This is a genomic window from Xanthomonas sp. D-109, from assembly GCF_017746095.1.
GTDB lineage: Bacteria > Pseudomonadota > Gammaproteobacteria > Xanthomonadales > Xanthomonadaceae > Xanthomonas_A > Xanthomonas_A sacchari.
Genome location: NZ_JAGHWV010000031.1, coordinates 1 through 17,920, shown reverse-complemented (window position 1 = coordinate 17,920; position 17,920 = coordinate 1). Strand labels below are relative to the sequence as shown.

The following is a 17,920-nucleotide window of genomic DNA, read 5'->3' as shown; positions in this document are numbered from 1 at the left end:
GAGGTCGCGATCAAGTGGGGCAGTTTCCCGATCATGCAATAAGCGTGCCGATGGGAGTCCGCCCCGGTGAAATAGGGTGGGGCGGGATCTGGCGCAAGAGTGCGGCAACAAGAAATGTGGGTAAGAAGATGCGATCCGGGGACGCGTGACAGGTGGTATGCAGGATCAGCGGGTAACGGAGTTCGCTCTTCATGCCTGGTCACAATCCCATATAGGCTCCGTCCAATAGCGACGTGGTTGAAGAACGTGAAGCGGTTCCTTAGAAATCTGAGATTGTTACCTTTCTTATATTGATAACGTGATTTCGCTTCGCCTCATGAGCTGGAATTAAATAGCTTCAATTAGCGGGCTGCCTAGACTAATTCGATTCCAGAACGTCTTGTCGACGCATGCTCAATGCAGTCGCAGGATTTGATCCTGCTGGGACGTACAGTGTCCATACCTGTTGAGGCGGGGAGTTCAGAGGGTCACAACAAGCATTCCGATGAGAGCTGCATCATGCTGTTTCTTGGGCTGAATAGCCTCCATAGTAGCGCCTGATGCTTGGTGGCTATGCTGTCTGTCTGGCCTCAACTAAGGGCCTGAATTATTGGGGTGTTATTTCGAGATTTTTAATTATTGAGGCTGCTTTACTTGGAAGGGTGGTTAATGCTCGTGGGTTATGTTGAGCGCGGTCTGGACTAAGGAGGTTGTCAGCACTAGGGGCATTGTGGTGGGTTGGTTCTGTGGCGTTGAAATTCCAATTAAAATCTAAGGAGTCTCTTATCATGTCGGACGTAATCTCGAGCGCCAATATCTATGTGAAAAGTGGCACGCGTGCGCAATTTGACGCTGCTGCAACGGCTGGTGAACTTGCTGCCCGCGAGCCATACTTCATCAGTGATGAAGGAAGGTTCGCAATCGGTACCAGTGCAAATAGCTACGTGACTTGCGCCATTGCATTGGCTCAGGACTTGTCCTTGTATGTCTCCAGTACGGGTAGCGATTCCAATGATGGGCTAACTGCTGGGACTGCATTCCAGACGATTCAGCGCGCTGTGGATGTAGTGCGAACGCGTTACTCGCTGTGCGGCTATACGGTATTCATCAATGTCGCGGATGGGACGTATGTGGAGAATGTTTCAGTGGGCAACGTCCCAGGGGGCGTCGTTCGGTTTGTAGGTAGCACGTCGGCTATTTGGCGCAACACTTCGGGATGGATCCTGACGATGGGCGATGCCAGCAGGGTTCAGGTGTCTGGTTTCACTTTCGGCGGCGGGAGCACAGCAAACGGTGTCTTGATCGGTAATAGAGCAGCATGCAGTTTCTTGGGCGGCCACGTGTTTGCAGCCATGGCCGGTTCCCAAATCACCACGGTGACAAATGGCGTCTGCTACGTCTCAGGCAGCTACAGTATCACTGGAGGTGGCACGACGCATTACGGAGTATACGATGGTGGTCAGCTTGTTCTTGGTGGTATCACCGTCACGTTGACGGGTACGCCGGCTTTTTCTATTGCCTTCGCTGACATTGGTCGCGTGGGTGGCGTAAATGGTGGCGACGCAACATTTACCTTTTCTGGGGCGGCTACGGGCTTGCGTTATAAGGTCTATCTTAATGGGGCTGTTTGGTTCAATGGAAAGGGTCAAAATGTTTTCCCGGGAAATGCGGCCGGGGTTCTGAATACGGGAGGTAACTATTACTGACATTTAGCAGTTGCGAAGAGTTTTTAGTATAGTGGCGGCTTGCGTTTTGGATTCAGATACTAGGCCTGTCCACGCTGTCGATACCAAGTTGCGCACGCCTTGGCGGAACTCGATGGCGTGTATCGACTAGGCGATACAGTCCGGTTCCAGCACTCGTCGCGCTGGAACTTGACGTAGTCGCACTTCGCTAGGACGACACCTTCCGAATTCGCCTAATCGACTGGTTGAGTGTTAGCGGATCGAAAGCCACGCCGCAGCCGGTTTGTGCTTCAATGCGGCGGCAATTTCGCCATCGGGGTTGTCGTCGCATAGCACAGATACTATATCGGATAGGCCTGGTCGGGCACCCTTTCCAGGGTCCGCTCGATGTAAGGAAGCTTGCGGATCGGCATGAGCAATGACCTGTATTGGGAAAAGCATGCGCTTGGAAGTCGGCGGAAATGCGGCCGCGACGTCCATACGAAGCAATTTCTGAATTAGAGCGCTTACTGCTTGCGCCTACGGCATCCGCTGCAGTCTTCTTGCAGCGGACAGCCGTAAGCCTTTCGTAGTATGTTGCTTTTAGAAATCGGTAAGCGCCGGTAGCCAAGCCTGGGATGGGTGGATCAGGCGAACCGAGTGTCTTCAGCCGTTGATCAAGCACTTCGCTGTCAAGTGGAAATTGGCTGGCTCTAAAAGCATGCTGCGCGTTAAAAGACCCATTGGTTCTTCCGGTGTCACTCTACATAAAGCACGCTGTCGAAGTAGTACATGGCGTACTGGCGCAGGCGCAGCTTTGCATCCGGCAGGATGAGGTCCAATTCGGCAACGATGTCCAGCAGGTCGAGCGCGTGGTGGTAGCAGGTGATCGCCATGCGCGGGCGGCAGCGTCGGATTAGGTTGGCGCCGCCGCGTAGTACTTTGGGCTCGGCTCCCTCCACGTCCATCTTCAGCAAAGTGACATGCTCGACTACGTCGTCCAGCCGCAGGCAATCCACGCGCGCTGAGCCATTACCATCGAGGCGGCTGCCCATGGTGCCCTGGGCGTCGAACGCCAGGGTCCCGGCAACATCGGCGACCGCCGCGTTGTACAGGGTAGTGCGTCCGCCGTCCTCCGCCAGTCCATGCTGCAGGGCCGCAAAGTTCGCTGGATCCGGTTCGAAGGCATGGATGGCGGCATAGTCGTGGCGCGAAGCGGCGCGAAACTTCTTGACCGTGTCGCCGCGATAGGCGCCGATATCCACGTAGTGTTCGCCCGCACCAATGCTTAGCGGATGCTCTACGGCCGAATACACCGAGTAGTACTCCTGCTCCATCGGACACAGGACGTCCAGCAGCGGCCGCCGGTTGCCGTCCATGCGCATCTGCAGTAATGCGTCCAGCGTGCGCACGCTCAGCGCGTCCGCCAAGCGGCCGCGCACGGAATCGAACTGCGCGGCGTGCGCAAGCGTCTGTTCGCGTGTCACCTGTCCGCTCTGATACACCAACGGCATGTCCAAGGCGTACATCAACTGCGGCAGATCGATGCGGCGACCGTTGCCAAGACGCTGCAGTTGATCGAAGTGCAGCCACGCGGTCGGCATGTAGGCGCAGTTGATCGTGGGCAATCCAGCCAGTTCCGGGTCGCGCAGGAAGGTTGCCGTTGGACGCACGTCCTCGAAGCCGGCATCGGTGATGCGGCGTTCGTGAAACACATCGTCCAGCGCGACGATGCGGATGCCCGGGACGCGCTCGGCCAATAGCGTAGCGGCGCGGGCCGCATAGAGCCCGCCGAGACTGGAACTGGGCGCCAGGAAGATGGCGCCGCCGGCGCGCCTACAAGCATCGATTAGGTCCGCTTCGCACTGAAGCGCGGCCAGAGGGTCGGTCATGGGTTCACTCGGAAGGGCGCGCCTGCCGGCGCGCGGTGCTGGAAACAGGTTGGGCTTCGCATCGCCTGATCGCGCACTCTGGGCGCGCATCGAACGTTGCAGTCGCTCGATCCTAGCGGAGCGTGCAAAGCACGCTCCGTGCATTCATCCCACTTTTTCCGTGGCTTGCTGTTTTCTTTGCTTTTGGCATAAGAAACAAGGCGTAGCCGCAGCAGCGCTGCTGCGATGCAGCGCGAGACATGGTCGTGACGAGAGTCGAGGCGGGTTGTGCTTCAGCGCGTCAACGCAGGATGCGGGCGCCGCCAGGCATCAGCGCATCGTAGAAACAGCGGTCCGGCAGCACGTCCGGTACCGTGCCTGGCAGCAGCCACTCGCAATGCCGGCCGATCCTCGCGCCGCTACGCGTCATGCTGCTGCCGCCCAGGGTGCTGCCCTGGCCGATCTGGGTGCCGCGGCCGAGGTGCACGCCCGCATGCAGGGTGACGCAGGCGCCAATACGCACGTCCTGTTCGACGATCACCTGACGCTCCAGCCAGCTGCCGGCGCCGATGCTGCTGCCGGCCGTCAGGTTGCAGCCGGGCCCGACATGCACGTTGCCGAGCAGGCGCACGCCTGCATCGATGTGCGCCTGCGGCCACACCAGATCGACGCTGCCGTAGCCGGCTAGGCGCACGTCGGCGAGCAGCTTGTGCCGCGACTGGTTGACCGCGCGTTCGTCCATGGCGACGAACACGTCGGTCGTGGCGGGCGAATGGCTGGCGCGCAGGGCGCCCAGGTCGAAGTTGTAGCGGTCCGGCGATTCCAACGCGATGACGACATGGTCCAGGCCGCAGGCCTGCGCGGTGCGCTGCGCCTGCTCCAGCGCATGGCCCTGGCCGATCAGCACCAGGGTCTTCATGCCGCTTGCTCCAGCACGTTGGCGCGATACCAGAGGTGCTGGCGTACCAGTTCCGTCTCGTAGTCGCCGTGCATGAAGAAGCGCGGATGCGAGCCCAGGCCGGCCTGCAGGCGTTCCAGCACGGCGGTGTCTTCGGCGATGACCTGATGTTCGATGCGCATTAGCGTGCTCAGCAGGGCGGTGAAATCGGTCCGCTCGCTCCTGCGCCGCGCGGTGGCGACCCACAGGTGGTAGTCGGTCTCGTGTGGCGAGACCGGGTCGTATTGCTGCAGCACGAAGGAATCGCCGCGCACGCTGTAGAAGTTCACATTCGGATACAGGAACCAGTTGTAGAACGCCGAGTCCTCGCCATAGCGCTCGCACAGCGGCCGGTACCAGTGATCCTGCACCGCGATCTCGGCTTTGGCCGGGAAGCTCAGTGCGTGCAGCGGGACCGGCTCGCCGCCCCGCAGCAGTTGTTGCACCACCGAGGGTACGTCTGCCGGCCGTTCCACATGCGCCGAGGGCTTGGGTGCGGCCGTCATCAGCGGGTTGAAGGTCTTGGGGTGGATAAACGGAATATGGTTGTAATCCTTCACGTTCTCCATGTTGAGCTTCCAGTTGTAGCGCACGCGGTGGCAGCTGTAGATCAGCTGCGAATCCACGTGCGATGCCGCCTCGCGCAGGGTCTCCAGGAACGCCGGTGCAAATTGCTCCTCCAGCGGCAGCGGCTGCTCGGCCATGTTCACGAACAGCAGCTCGCCGACCTGCTGTAGATGCAGCTTGGTCAGGCAGATGCCGGCCTTCTCTTCGGCGGTGAACTGGTACAGCCCGGAATTGGGCAGCCCGCGCAACTCGCCCTCGGCCCCGAACGACCACGCGTGGTACGGGCACACCAGCGGGCGCTTGCCGTGCGACTCGATCTGGATCGCCGACTGCCGGTGCGGACACTGGTTGAGAAAGGCGCGGATGCCGGCCTCGGTGCGTTGCACCAGCACCGGTACCCCGGCCACCTGGCGCGCGAAGAACTGATTGCGTTCGCGCACCATGGAGGCGAAGCCGACGAAGATCCACAGCTTGCCGAACAGCCGCTGCTGTTCCAGGCGGAGGCTGTGCGGGCTGATGTAGTGCTCGGCGTCGAGGGCGTGGCGGGTCATGCGGCGAGGCATCCTGCGCGTAGGGTCAACGGCTGAAGATGGTACGCGCCGGATTCCCGGCGACGGTGACATTCGGTGGCACGTCCTTGACCACCACGCTGCCGGCGCCGATCACGGCGCCGTCGCCGATCGCGATGCCGGGCAGCACGGTCGAGTGTGGGTGGATCACCACGTCGTCGCCGATGCGGGCGCCGCCGCCGACGAACACGAAGTTGCCGATCTGCACGTAGTCGCCGATCACCACGTCGTGGCCGACGATGGTGGTGGCGAGGATGGTGACGAACTCGCCGATGCGGCTATCGGCGCCGATCGACACGCCGACCTCGAACACGCTGCCGCGCCCGATCGGCGTGTCCGATGCTTCGCGCAGGCGCGGGCGCAGCACCATGAAGTCGGCACCGCGCGCCAGCAGCGGCTGGCTGTAGCGGCGGCGCGCCGCCGGATCGCCGAGCGCGCACACGAACAGGTCGCCGGGCACCGGCTGGTAGGTGTCCGGATCGCCGAGCAGCGGCCAGCGCAGACCGGGGGCCAGTTCGCTGCGGCTGTCGAGGAAACCCTTGATGTCCCAGGCCTGGCCATGGCCCGGGTCGTCGTTGTACGCCATTGCTGCGATGCCGCGGCCGAAGCCGCCGGCGCCGACGATCAGCACGTGTTGCGGTGGCGCAGCGCTCATGCGAACTCCACGCCGCCGTCCATGCTGAAGGCCTGGCCGGTGACCTTGCTGCTGGCGTCGGAGAGGAAATACAGGCAGGCCAGGGCCACGTCCTCGGGATCGCCGATGCCCAGCGGATAGCGCTTGCGGCTCTCCTCGAACCAGGCCTTGTCCTCGTTGATCAGCGTGGTCTCGACCAGGCCCGGGCACAGTGCGTTGGCGCGGATCTGGCGCCGCGCCAGTTCCAGCGCCAACGGCCGCAGCATGCCGATCAGCGCCGCCTTGGAGCCGGCGTAGGGGCCGACGCCGACGGTGCCGGTCAGCGCGGCGATCGAGGCGAGGAAGACGATGGAGCCGCCGGGGCGCAGCGCCTGGCGCGCGAGCAGGTGGCGGGTCAGCATCGTCGGCGCGACGTAGTTGATGGTCATCACCTCGGTGAGGAAGCGCTCGCTGACCAGTTTCATCGGCGACAGGCCGCGGATGCCGGCGCTGTGCACCACGCCGTCCAGCGGCCCGCTCTCGGCGGCCAGGCGTTGCACGGTGGCAGCGTCGCAGAGGTCGCCGGCGAACAGGCGGTGACCGTCGCCAGGCAAGCCGTCGAGCAGGGCCTGCAGCCGGGGCAGGTCGCGGCCGGCGACGAGCAACTGCGCACCGGCGCTGGCGCAGGCCTTGGCCACCGCCTCGCCGATGCCCTTGGAGGCACCGGTCACCAGGATGCGTTTGCCGTGCACGCCGTACAGCGTCTGCAGCAGGGCGGCGGGCGTTTCCGCAACGGACATGGCGGTCTCCGGGCTCATAGGCGGATCGGCAGAGACAGCCCGCCGTCGATGGTCAGGGTGCTGCGGGTGATCCAGCGGCTGGCGTCGGACAGCAGGTAGACGGCACCGTTGGCGACATCGGCCGGGTCGATGCGGCCGAGCGGGGTCAGAGCGATCTTGTCGCCCATGTCCGCCGTGCTGCCCAACTTGCTCAGCATCGGCGTGTCGACATAGCCCGGGGCGATGCAGTTGGCGCGGATGCGGTGCCGGGCCTGTTCCAGGGCGAAGGACCGCACCGCGGCCTCCAGCGCCGCCTTGGAGCCGGCGTAGCCGGCGCTGGCCTGCGGCGCAGCGCGCGCGGTCAGCGCCGAGACGTAGACCAGCGAGGCGCCTTCCTGCAGCCGGCGCTTGGCCAGCAACTGCTGGGTCAGCACGATCGGCGCCAGATAGTTCACCGACAGCATCTGCTGCAGGTGCTTCTCCGCGGCCATCCGGAATGGCACCAGTGCCGCGATGCCGGCGCACGAGGCCAGACCGTGGTAGCGCTCGGCCGCCTCCAACAGCTGCGTGCGGGTCGCGTCCTCGGTGAGGTCCCCGACGACGCTGCGGTGGCCCTCGCCAGGGAGCGCCGCGGCGACCGCCTGCAGACGTTCCGCATCGCGCCCGTTGAGAACCAGTGTCGCGCCCAGGCGCGCGCAGAGCGAGGCGACGGCGGCACCGATGCCCGAAGAGGCGCCGGTCACCAGGATGGTCTTGCCCTGCAGCCCGAAGGCATCGGTGGGTGCGGCAGGCGCCATCGTCAGGACTCGATCAGGTCGGGGAACACCGCGCCGTCGATATCGACCAGGCAGGTGCCCCACGACAGGCCGATGCCGAAGCCGCACAGCAGCACACGCTTGCGGCCGGCTTCCAGCTCCTTGTTGATCCGCGCAGTCATGGTCACCGGCAGCGAGGCGCCGCTGGTGTTGCCGAAATCGTGCAGGGTGGAGGGCACCTTTTCCGGCGGCAGGCCGAGCTTCTTGCGGATGGTCTCGTTGATCATCCGGTTGGCCTGGTGGAACACGAAGTAATCGACCTCGTCCTTGGACACGCCGCTGTAGTCGAGCAGCTTCTGCACCGCCGGCGGCACCCGCTGGGTGGAGAAGCTCAGCACTGCCACGCCGTCCAGTTGCAGGTCCACGCCGCGATGCCAGTGGTCGTTCTCGTCGGCGCGGTAAGGGATCAGGTGCTGCACCCCGACCGGTTCGCGGTGGCCGCCGACCGGCAGGATGATCGCGCGGTAGCCGCTGCCGTCGCTGTTGAGGTCGAAATGCATCGGCGGCGCATCGGCGCTGAACTCCAGCGCGGTGGCGGTGCCGGAGTCGGAGAAAATCGGATCGTCGAAGTTGGCGCTGCGGTCGCCGACCAGCAGCAAGCCCTTCTTGACCCCACCGGCGGCGATCATCGAGCCGAGCAGGTTGATGCCGAACGGGTAGGCCGAGCAGCCCAGGTTGACGTCGAACGCCACGGTGGCGTGCGACAGGCCCAGGCGGTCCTGCAGGATGATCGCCGTGGCCGGGATCGGATAATCCGGCGACTGGGTGACCACGATCAACGCATCGACCTCCTCGCGCTGCCACTGCAGGCGCTCCAGCAGCACCTGCGCCGCGTCGAAGGCCAGGTCGGAAAAGCACTGCCAGTCCGCGGCCATGCGCCGGGTATGGATGCCGATGTTGCGCACCAGCCGCTCGCGCTCGGAGCGGATCTGCGGCCGGCAATCGGTGAGATTGGAGACGACGCGCTTGGGCACGCAGGTCGCCATGCCGGCGAAGCGTACATTGCGCAGCGTGGAGGTCGGCATGTTACGCCCCGGTCAGTTTGTACAGATCGTCGAGGGTCACCACGGCGGCCAGGTGCTCGCCGGTGATGGTCTTGCCGTACTCCATGTCGAACATCACGATCACGCCCAGCGCGGCCAGCGAATCCCACTCGGGCAACTCGCGCAACACCGTGTCCATGGTCACCTCGACCGGATTCTGGAAATCCGTGGCCGACAGGAAATTCTCGATAAACGTCTCTTGGCTCATGCTGCGGGTTCCACGGGTTGGGCGAAGGAGGGAGAGGCGAGGGTGCGACGGGAATCGGACGCGGGCATGACGCCGCCCGCCGCGGCGATCAGGTCGACGATGGCGTCCACCTGCTCGGCTGCCAGTCCGGGAAAGATCGGCAGGCACAGTACGCGCTCGGCCATCTGCCGCGCCACCGGCAGGCCGGCCGGCGCGGACGAGGGCAGGCCGCGGTACATCGGGAAATCGCTGATCAGCGGGTAGAAATAGCGGCGCACCAGGATGTCGTGGCTGCGCAGCAGCCGGTGCAGCTCGTCGCGGGCCAGCGGGAAGGCGTCCTCGACCAGGATCGGGAACGAGGCGTAGTTGGACAGTGCCGGTTCCCGCGGCGCCAGACACCGGATCCCCGGCACCTGCGCCAGGCGCTGCCGGTACTGCGCATCGATCGCCCCGCGCTGCGCCAGCGCGGCATCGATGTGCTGCAGTTGCAGCAGCCCGAAGGCGGCGTTGATCTCGCTCATCTTGCCGTTGATGCCGGTCGCCACCACGGTGGTCTCGTCGACGAAGCCGAAGTTCTTCAGGCGGCTGATGCGCTGGTAGGTCTTGGCGTCGGGGCAGACGATGGCGCCGCCCTCGAAGGTATTGAACACCTTGGTGGCGTGGAAGCTGAGCACGCTGAGGTCGCCATGGCGCAGGATCGAGCCGCCTTCGTCCTTGACCCCGAACGCATGCGCGGCATCGTAGATGACCTTGAGGTTGTAGGTGTCGGCGATGCGCTCGATCGCGGCAGTGTCGCAGGGCGTGCCGTAGCAGTGGACCGGCATGATCGCGGTGGTGTGCGGGGTGATCGCCGCCTCGATCTTCAGCGGATCCAGGTTCATGGTCTGCGGATCGATGTCCACGAACACCGGCTTGATGCCGCGCCACAGCAGCGAGTGCGCGGTGGCCACGAAGGAGTACGGGGTGGTGATCACCTCGCCGGTGATGCGCAGCGCCTGCAGTGCGGTCAGCAGCGCCAGGGTGCCGTTGGTCAGCAGCGCCAAGTGGTTCACGCCCAGGTACTCGGCCAGGGCCTTCTCCAGCGCGCGGTGCATGTCGCCGCCGTTGGTCAGGATGCGGCTGCGCCAGATCTGCTCCAGGTAGGGGACGAACGCCTCCAGGGGCGGCAGCAGCGGACTGGTGACGGGGATGGACATGGGACCTGCCTGGCGACGGGTGGAAGTCCCCGGTGCGGAACGCCCGCCCGGTGCTGTGGAAACGTGAAGCAAGCCACATGCCAAAGGTGCCTGTCCACTGTCGGCGCGTTCGACCGGGATGCAATGCAGACGAAGGGTGGCGTGATCGCCGCGGGCGCGCAGCGCAGCAGCCCCAGCGCGGGTCGGGTCTCAAGGGTAGGCAGGGGGGAGACGGTATCCGGCGGCACAACGGGCGCGCCGGGTGCCGTCGCACCCGGCGCCTTGCGCCGGCTCAGCTCGCCAGTTCGGTCTGGTCGCGGTCGATGCCGTACTTGCGCAGCTTCTCGACCAGGGTGGTGCGCCGCAGGCCCAGCAACTGTGCCGCATGCGCGACCACGCCCTGGGTGCGCTCCAGCGCCTCGTTGATCAGCGCCAGCTCGATGTTGGCCATGTGCCCGCGCAGGTCCAGGCCGCTTTCCGGCAGCGTCGCTGCAGCCGGGGCCGCCGCATCGGCGTCCGCGCCGCCGGTCTTGCCGCCGGCGTGCAGGTCCACCACGTTGGGCACCCGCCGCGGATCGGCCGCGATCGGCGCCGGCGGCGCCGACACGTCGATGGATGAGGCGAAGTCGCCGCGGTAGCGGGCCGGCAGGTCCTGCACCCGCACCAGGCCGCCCGGATGCAGCACCGCCAGGCGTTCGACCAGGTTGGTCAGTTCGCGTACGTTGCCCGGCCACTCGTAGCTGCGCAGCGCCTGCAGCGCCTCTTCGGAGAAGCGCACTTCGCCGCGCCCGGTCCGCGCCAGCTGCGCGGCGATGGTGTGGACCAGCGCCGGCAGGTCGTCGCTGCGTTCGCGCAGCGCCGGCATCTCGATCGGGAACACGTTGAGCCGGTAGAACAGGTCCTCGCGGAACTGGTTGCCGGCGATGCGTTCTTCCAGGTTGCGGTGGGTGGCGGCGATCACCCGCACGTTGCAGCGGATGGTGACGTTGCCGCCGACCCGCTCGAAGCTGCGCTCCTGCAGCACCCGCAACAGCTTCACCTGCATCGGCAGGCTCATGTCGCCGATTTCGTCGAGCAGCAGGGTGCCGCCTTCGGCCATCTCGAAACGGCCCTTGCGCGCGCTCAGCGCACCGGTGAACGAGCCCTTCTCGTGGCCGAACAGCTCGCTCTCCAGCAGGTCCGGCGGAATCGCGCCGCAGTTGATCGCCACGAACGGGCCATCGCGGCGCGGCGACTGCTGGTGGATCGCGCGCGCCACCACTTCCTTGCCGGTGCCGGACTCGCCCAGCACCAGCACGGTGGTGTCGAAGGCCGCAACCTGGTCGATCAGCCGGCGCAGTCGGGTCACCGCCGCGCTGGTGCCGGTCGGGCCGTTGTCCTGCGCGGCGCCGGCCTGGTGCTCGGCGTCCAGCCGCTTGAGGCTGGCGCGGCGCAGGAGGGTTTCCAGTTGCGCGTGGCGCAGCGGCGCTTCCAGCTGCCAGACGTTGGCTTCGTGCAGGCCATGGCGCTGCGCGAAGGCCTGCGCGTCGCCGTTGAGCAGCAGCACCGGCGGCGGCAGCGAACTGCGCGCCACCCAGCCGAAGAAGGCATCGGCCTGGTCCTGGTCGTCCAGTCCGCCGACCAGGATCGCCATCCATTCGGTCTGCCGGTGCCGGCCGGGCTGGACGTCGGCCACGTCGGTCACCCAACGCGGGTTGAGGTCCATGAATTCGAGCAGGCTCACGGTCCGCTCGGCGCGCACCGCGTCGTCGTCGATCACCAGGATCCGCGATTCGCTCATGCCGGCACTCCTTCCGTGCGAAGTCCCTCCAGGATCGGCATCACTTCCTGGATGTAGGACAGCTTGCTGACGAAGTTGTCGGCACCGGCGCGCATGGCGTGCTCGCGGTGCTCGGCGTCGTCGAAATGGCTGGCGATCACGATGTAGGGCGCCTGGTCCTGGGTCTTGATCAGGCGGGTGGCCTGCAGGCCGCCCATCTCGGGCATGGCCAGATCCATCAGCACCACCTGCGGGCGCAGCGACTCGGAGCGCTCGATGGCTTCCAGGCCATTGGCGGCGCTGCCGATCACTTCCATCCAGTCGAGCTTGCGGAAGTGGCGCATGGCGGCATTGATGAAACCTTCGTGGTCGTCGACCAGAAGCACGGACAGTTTGTTCATATGCGTCGTTTTTCCTTAGCCCGCACGGGCCAGCAGCGTTTTGCTGCCGCGGCGGCGTTCGCGTGCGGGAGCGATGTCCAATTGTTCACGATACTTGGCGACTGTGCGCCTTGCCACGTTTACGCCCTGTCGCGACAGCAGTCCGGCGATGGCCTCGTCGGCCAGCGGCCGCCCGGCAGGCTCGGATTCGATCAGGCGCCGCACCATCGCGCGCACGGCCTGCCCGGAGACCGCCGCGCCCTCCAGGCGCACGGCGAAGAAGTGCTTGAGTTCGAAGGTGCCGCGCGGGGTCTGCAGGTACTTGCCGGTGGTGATGCGCGACACGGTGGATTCGTGCATGCCGATCGCATCGGCCACTTCCTTCAGGGTCAGCGGCGCCATCGCTTCCTCGCCCTTGACCAGGAACGCGGCCTGGCGCTCGACGATGGCGCGGGTGGTGCGCAGCAGGGTCTCGTAGCGCATCGACAGGCCGCGGGTCAGCCAGCGCGCTTCCTGCAGCATTTCGCGCAACGGCTGCGCGGCGTCGCCGGCTTCGGCCAGGGCGCGCTCGTGCATCGGGTTGACGGTGACGCGGTGGGTGGTGGCGGGGTTCAGCGCCACCCGCCAGGTGCCGTCGGCGTGCCATGCCACCACGTCCGGCAGGACGTGGCCCAGGTCCTGCGGCTGCAGGCTGTCGCCGGGGCGGGGCTGCAGCGACAGGATCAGCCGCACCGCCTCGCGCACGTCGTCGGTCTCGGCGTCGAGCTGACGGCCCAGCAGGGCGTAGTCATGGCTGGCGAGCAGGTCGAGGTCGCCGGCGAGGATGCGCGCGGCCAGGTGGCGGCCGGGCACGCGGCCGGGCAGGTCGCTCAGCTGCGCCTGCAGGCACTCGCGCAGGTCGCAGGCGCCCAGGCCACCTGGGTCGCCATGCAGCAGGCGCTGGCGCACCGCTTCGGCCTGCGCCACCGACAGGCCCAGCCGGGCGCTGCCCAGTTGCTGCAAGGTGTCGAGCGGACCGTCCAGATAGCCGGCATCGTCGCAGTGCTCCAGCCAGAACGCGGCCGCCTCCAAGTCTGCTGCCGGCAGTTCCAGGGCCAGCCGCTGCAGCACGCGCAGGTGCGGATCGGTGGACTCGCCGGCGGCGATGCGCTGCATGCGGTCGTCTTCGCCGTCGTTCCAGCCGCCGGCCGGGATGTCCCACATCGACGATTCGGGAAGTTCGTCGAATGCCGCGGTTTCCAGCGCCGCATCCTCGTGCTTCACCACCGGCTCGATCGCGCCCTCGGCCTCTTCCAGCTCGAGCAATGGATTGGTCTCCAGTGCGCGGCGGATTTCCAGTTCCAGTTGCATGCCGTCCAGCTGCAGCAGTCGAATCGACTGCAGCAGTTGCGGAGTCAGATGCAGTTGCTGGCCCAGTTGGGCGGAAACGGTCGGCTTCATGCGGACTTCCTCGGTTCGGCGCCAACCCTCTGGCGCCCGTGGAACGCATAGTGCTTGTCGCCCGACGGTAACAGAATCGGGGGGTTCCTGAGTAGAGTAGTCAAATTCCCGACAGGGTGTCAGGAATTTCCCGACATCTGCGTCGTGGGCGCCGGACAGTCGACGGCGGATTGCCTGATGCGGCGGGGTTCGGCGGGATCGTCACGCCTGCTGACCGGTTAAGGCAAGCGCTATGCCAATGTCCCGTGTCGGGATGCCGTCCCCAGTTCAGCTCAGCTCGCCCTGGTGGCGTGCGGCCAGCAGGACCAGATCGTTGGCGCGGCGGCAGCCCAGCGACTCCATCATCCGCGCGCGGTGGGTCTCGACGGTCTTGACGCTGATGCCCAGGTCCGAGGCGATTTCCTTGTTGCTCTGGCCCCGGCCGATCTGGCGCAGGATCTCGCGCTGCCGCGGCGACAGCGCGGCGATGCCCACCGGGCGCTCGCGGCCGAGCATCGGCGCGATCATCTTGGAGGAGATCTGCGGACTCAGGAACACCTGGTTGGCGCTGGCCGCGCGCAGCGCCAGTTCCAGTTCCAGCGGCGCGGCGTCCTTGACCACGAAGCCGGTGGCGCCGCGGTCCAGCGCATCGCGCACATGCACAGGGTCGTCGTGCATCGACATCATCACCACCCGGGTCTTGGGCGAGCTGTGCAGCACGTCGGTGAGCGCGTCCAGGCCGCTGCGCCCCGGCAGGGACAGGTCCATCAGCACCAGGTCGGGGCGGTGCAGGGTGGTCAGGTCCACCGCCTGCTGGGCGTTGCTGGCCTCGGCGACCACGTCCACGTCCGCAAACGTCTGCAGCAGCCGGCTCAGGCCGGCGCGTACCAGGGTGTGATCGTCGACGATGATGACTCGCACGGTGCAGGTCCTTCTATTCAGATCCGCACCTTAGCCGAGCCGCTCGCCGCCGCCAACCTCGTCGCGGCGGCCGGTGCCCGCGGGGCGGGCTCAGCGCGCCCGCCGGCTGTCGGCGATCTGCCGGCGGTGCAGCCGGAACAGGTGGCGTTCCAGGGCCTCTTCCAGGCCCGGCGGCTGTGTCTCGAACCGTAGCCAAAGTTGCACGACCCCGGCCGTGGTGGCCTCGGCCAGCACCCGCACCGGCAGTTCCAGGTGGTCCGGCAGCCAGTCCGAGGGCTGCAGGCGCAGCAGGCCGGCGGCGCCGGGCGCGGCGCCCGAGCGCGCGCCCAGGTCCAACCGCACGCCCCGGCGCGACCAGCACAGCGGCCGCAACGGCAGGGCATCCTCGTGCTGGCGGGCCAACCGGCCCAGCAGCACCAGCATCAGGTCGAGCTTGGCCTCCATCCGTTGCGTCTGCGCGGTGGCGTCGCTGCGGTCGTCGCTGCCGTCTTCGCCGCGCAGATCCTCGATCTGCGCCAGGCTGCGCAACAGCGTCTCGCCGGCAGCCAGCCGGCCGGCACCGTTGCCCAGGCGGAAGTCCGCCGGTAGCGCCAGCGCGCAACTGAGGGTGTCGTGGAAAAGTTCGGCGTCGGCCGGATGCTGCGCCGCGCCGTCCGGGCCGGCGTTCATCCCAGCAGTCCGGCCTGCGAATAGCTCCGCGCGGCATGGCTGGACTGGCGGCTGGCGCGCAGCCAGGCCGCGGCGTGGTCGCGCTCCATGCGCATCTGCGCGGTCACCGCCTGCTGCAGGGCGAGCAGTGGCTTCAGCGCCTCGCGCGAGCGGTCGGCGCCGTCCTGCTGCAGATACGCCTGCAGGCGCCGTGCGTGGTCGGTGACCATGGCCTGGGCCAGCGCGTAATCCTCACCGCGCAGGATCTCGCGCAGTTCGTGCAGGTCGTTGTGCAGGTCGGCGAGCGCGATGCTCACGACGCGTTCGCCGTGGCCAGTTCGCGCTGCTGCGCGGGAATGGCGGCCCAGGCGGCGTCGATCTCGCTGAGCAGTTCCAGTGCCTCGGTCAGCGCCGCATCGTCGTTGTGCAGGTTGGCTTCGGTCAGCCGGTGCATCACGTAGTCGTACAGCGCCGACAGGTTGCCGGCGATCTCGCCGCCGGCCTCGTGGTCGAGCGAGCCGTTGAGATGGCCGACGATGGCGCAGGCCTCGCCGATCGCCTTGCCTTTGCGCGCCTGGTCGCCCTGCGCGAGGCAGGCCTGGGCCTGGCGGATGCGCTGGCAGGCACCGGCGAACAGCATGGCGACCAGCTTGTGCGGATCGGCATCGGTGACGCTGGTGGAAATGCCCATCTTGCGATATTGCTCAGCGTACTGGCGGCTGGAACCGTACATGGAAAACTCCTCGGGTGGATCGGCTGGCCTCCGCGCCGTGCCGATGAGCGGCGACGCTGTGGGCGGTTGCTGCGGCCAATCCGTAATGACTGTCGATACTCTTCATATCGGCCGCGACGCGCTTCGACTTGAGCCGCGGCCGCGCGCGCGTCAGCTGAACTGCTTGGTCAAGCCATCGCTGACGGTCTGCATCTGCGTCACCAGCGTTTCCATCGCGGTGAAGCGGGCGGTGTACTGGTCGCTCAGCGTCTGCATGCGCGCGTCCAGATCGCTGAGCTGGTCGGTCAGGTCGGAGATGTGCTTGTTGAGCGAGTTGGTGCGCTGGGTCAGGGTGCCGTCGGTGCTGTCCAGGTTGCTCTTCAACAACGTGCTCATGCCGGTGCCGAAGCTGCCGTTGTTGCCCAGCAGGGTCTTGGCCGCGGACGGATCGCTGGCCGCCGCGGTGTCGAACTTGGCGCTGTCGAAACTCATCACCCCGTCCTTGTCGATGGTCACGCCCAGCGCCATCAGCCCGCTGACGTTGTCGCTGACCAGGCGGCGCAGCGACTGCTGCAGGCCGCGCACCATCGCATCGCCGGTCATCGCCGACGCCTTCTTGTTGGTGGCGTCGTAGGCGCTGGAGGACTTCAGCACGCTGTTGGCGGAGTTGTAGGCACTGACCAGGGCGGTCAGATTGGCCTTCAGCGGGGTGTTGTCGTTGGTGATGCTCAGGTTGAAGGTGCTGCCGGGGATGGCCTTGGTCAGGTTCAGCGCCACGCCGGGCACCAGGTCGGCGATGGTGTTGCTGCTGGAGGTGCGCGTGAAGCCGTCCACCTTCACCACCGCGTCGTCGGCGGCGATGGTCTGGGTCAGGCCGCCACTGCTGCCGGCAGGGTAGGTGAGGTTGGCCAGGCCGCCGTCGCCGCCGGAGGCGGTGATGGTCAGGGCGCCCTTGGTGCCCGAGTCCACCGCGTTGAGGACGAGATGGTCGCCATCGTCGGCGCTGACCACGCTGGCGGTGACGCCGGCGCCGTTGGCGGCCTTGTTGATGAGGGCGGCCACGTCGCTGAGCTTGCTGCCCGTATCGATGTTGACGTTGAGCGTGGTGCTGCCGTAAGCGATGGTCAGGGTGCCGCTGCCGACCACGGCGCCGCTGGCGTAGCCCGACGAGGTCAGCTTCTGCGACTGCGCCAGCTTCACAACTTCGATGCCGTACTTGCCGGCACTGGCGCTGGAGGTCACGGTGGCGGTGTAGCCGGCGCCGTCGTCCACGCTCGACTTGTAGGCACCGCTGTCGGCGCTGTCGGAGACCGTGCTCATGGCCGTCTGCAGGTTGGACAACGCGCTCTTGATCGTGCTCAGGGCCGACAACTGCGCGCTGGACGCGGTGCCGTCGCGGTTGATTCGGTCTTCCTGCGGCTGGCGTTCCTTCGCCACCAGCTTGGCGACGAAGGTGGGGATGTCCAGGCCTGAGCCGATCGACGTGGTGGACATGATCGCGTTCCTTGAGGTGGCGGGCGCGCGACGCGCCAGCGGCTGAGGGGAGTATCGGCGCGCGGGGGCGCTTCTTGAGCGCCGCCCGCGCGTCGCTGCGGCCCGCAATGCGATGCAAATCCTGTGCCGCTTCCGCCCGCGTCAAAAAAAAGACCCCTCCTTGCGGAGGGGTCTGGTGGCGCTTGCGTTGCGTTGGCGCTTAGCCCTGGAGCAGGCTCAGCACGCTCTGCGGGGCCTGCTTGGCCTGGGCGAGCATGGCGGTGCCGGCCTGCTGCAGGATCTGCGTGCGGGTCAGCTCGGCGGTTTCCTTGGCGTAGTCGGTATCGCGGATGCGGCTGCGCGAGGCCGACAGGTTCTCCGAGGTGGAGCTCAGGTTGGCGATGGTGGA

The 17,920-nt window shown here is 66.3% G+C and carries 19 protein-coding genes; 1 reads left to right on the top strand and 18 read right to left on the bottom strand.

Annotated features, from left to right (window positions below; all coding sequences use genetic code 11):
* Positions 1-767 precede the first annotated feature (767 nt).
* Positions 768-1,685 (top strand): hypothetical protein, encoded by a 918-nt coding sequence (locus tag J7357_RS20690; RefSeq protein ID WP_209249409.1) that lies wholly within the window; start codon positions 768-770, stop codon positions 1,683-1,685.
* 716 nt (positions 1,686-2,401) lie between these two features.
* On the opposite strand, the gene J7357_RS20685 is transcribed toward J7357_RS20690, so the two are convergent.
* From J7357_RS20685 to J7357_RS20600, 18 genes are all read right to left on the bottom strand, one after another.
* Positions 2,402-3,535: an FkbM family methyltransferase gene (locus J7357_RS20685; protein WP_209249407.1), complete on the bottom strand. Its 1,134-nt coding sequence runs from the start codon at positions 3,533-3,535 to the stop codon at positions 2,402-2,404.
* A gap of 280 nt (positions 3,536-3,815) precedes the next feature.
* Positions 3,816-4,433, bottom strand: coding sequence for an acetyltransferase (locus tag J7357_RS20680; RefSeq protein ID WP_209249405.1), 618 nt, complete (start codon positions 4,431-4,433; stop codon positions 3,816-3,818).
* On the bottom strand, positions 4,430-5,569 hold the full coding sequence (locus tag J7357_RS20675) for an aromatic ring-hydroxylating dioxygenase subunit alpha (RefSeq protein ID WP_209249403.1): 1,140 nt from the start codon (positions 5,567-5,569) through the stop codon (positions 4,430-4,432). Before J7357_RS20675 ends, J7357_RS20680 begins: the two co-directional genes overlap by 4 nt.
* Positions 5,570-5,594: 25 nt before the next feature.
* Positions 5,595-6,242, bottom strand: a complete 648-nt coding sequence (locus J7357_RS20670) for an acetyltransferase (RefSeq protein WP_209249401.1) — start codon at positions 6,240-6,242, stop codon at positions 5,595-5,597.
* The gene (locus tag J7357_RS20665; protein WP_244667711.1) at positions 6,239-7,000 is read right to left on the bottom strand and encodes an SDR family oxidoreductase; all 762 of its coding nucleotides are present in this window, start codon (positions 6,998-7,000) and stop codon (positions 6,239-6,241) included. The genes J7357_RS20670 and J7357_RS20665 overlap by 4 nt, the downstream gene beginning before the upstream one ends.
* A 14-nt stretch (positions 7,001-7,014) precedes the next feature.
* Positions 7,015-7,776, bottom strand: a complete 762-nt coding sequence (locus J7357_RS20660; protein WP_019801393.1) for an SDR family oxidoreductase — start codon at positions 7,774-7,776, stop codon at positions 7,015-7,017.
* Positions 7,777-7,778: 2 nt separating this feature from the next.
* Positions 7,779-8,819 (bottom strand): ketoacyl-ACP synthase III, encoded by a 1,041-nt coding sequence (locus tag J7357_RS20655; protein WP_209249397.1) that lies wholly within the window; start codon positions 8,817-8,819, stop codon positions 7,779-7,781.
* 1 nt (position 8,820) lies between these two features.
* Positions 8,821-9,045, bottom strand: coding sequence for an acyl carrier protein (locus J7357_RS20650; RefSeq protein ID WP_209249396.1), 225 nt, complete (start codon positions 9,043-9,045; stop codon positions 8,821-8,823).
* Positions 9,042-10,220 carry a DegT/DnrJ/EryC1/StrS family aminotransferase gene (locus J7357_RS20645; RefSeq protein ID WP_209249394.1) on the bottom strand — a complete coding sequence of 393 codons (1,179 nt, stop codon included), beginning with the start codon at positions 10,218-10,220 and terminating at the stop codon, positions 9,042-9,044. Before J7357_RS20645 ends, J7357_RS20650 begins: the two co-directional genes overlap by 4 nt.
* Positions 10,221-10,491: 271 nt before the next feature.
* A complete protein-coding gene (locus J7357_RS20640) occupies positions 10,492-11,979 on the bottom strand; it encodes a sigma-54 dependent transcriptional regulator (RefSeq protein WP_209249392.1) in 1,488 nt (495 codons plus the stop codon).
* The gene (locus tag J7357_RS20635) at positions 11,976-12,359 is read right to left on the bottom strand and encodes a response regulator transcription factor (RefSeq protein ID WP_010341669.1); all 384 of its coding nucleotides are present in this window, start codon (positions 12,357-12,359) and stop codon (positions 11,976-11,978) included. Before J7357_RS20635 ends, J7357_RS20640 begins: the two co-directional genes overlap by 4 nt.
* Before the next feature lie 15 nt (positions 12,360-12,374).
* A complete protein-coding gene (gene rpoN, locus J7357_RS20630) occupies positions 12,375-13,778 on the bottom strand; it encodes an RNA polymerase factor sigma-54 (protein ID WP_209249389.1) in 1,404 nt (467 codons plus the stop codon).
* Between the two features lie 267 nt (positions 13,779-14,045).
* The gene (locus J7357_RS20625) at positions 14,046-14,678 is read right to left on the bottom strand and encodes a response regulator transcription factor (protein WP_010341671.1); all 633 of its coding nucleotides are present in this window, start codon (positions 14,676-14,678) and stop codon (positions 14,046-14,048) included.
* Positions 14,679-14,768: 90 nt separating this feature from the next.
* On the bottom strand, positions 14,769-15,347 hold the full coding sequence (locus tag J7357_RS20620; protein ID WP_209249388.1) for a PilZ domain-containing protein: 579 nt from the start codon (positions 15,345-15,347) through the stop codon (positions 14,769-14,771).
* Complete coding sequence (locus J7357_RS20615) at positions 15,344-15,643, bottom strand: hypothetical protein (RefSeq protein ID WP_010341673.1); 300 nt, start codon at positions 15,641-15,643, stop codon at positions 15,344-15,346. Before J7357_RS20615 ends, J7357_RS20620 begins: the two co-directional genes overlap by 4 nt.
* On the bottom strand, positions 15,640-16,059 hold the full coding sequence (fliS, locus tag J7357_RS20610) for a flagellar export chaperone FliS (RefSeq protein ID WP_010341674.1): 420 nt from the start codon (positions 16,057-16,059) through the stop codon (positions 15,640-15,642). The genes J7357_RS20615 and fliS overlap by 4 nt, the downstream gene beginning before the upstream one ends.
* A gap of 150 nt (positions 16,060-16,209) precedes the next feature.
* On the bottom strand, positions 16,210-17,532 hold the full coding sequence (gene fliD / locus J7357_RS20605) for a flagellar filament capping protein FliD (RefSeq protein ID WP_209249386.1): 1,323 nt from the start codon (positions 17,530-17,532) through the stop codon (positions 16,210-16,212).
* 199 nt (positions 17,533-17,731) lie between these two features.
* Positions 17,732-17,920: flagellin (locus J7357_RS20600; RefSeq protein WP_280515414.1), on the bottom strand; the 189-nt coding region annotated here is incomplete at its 5' end.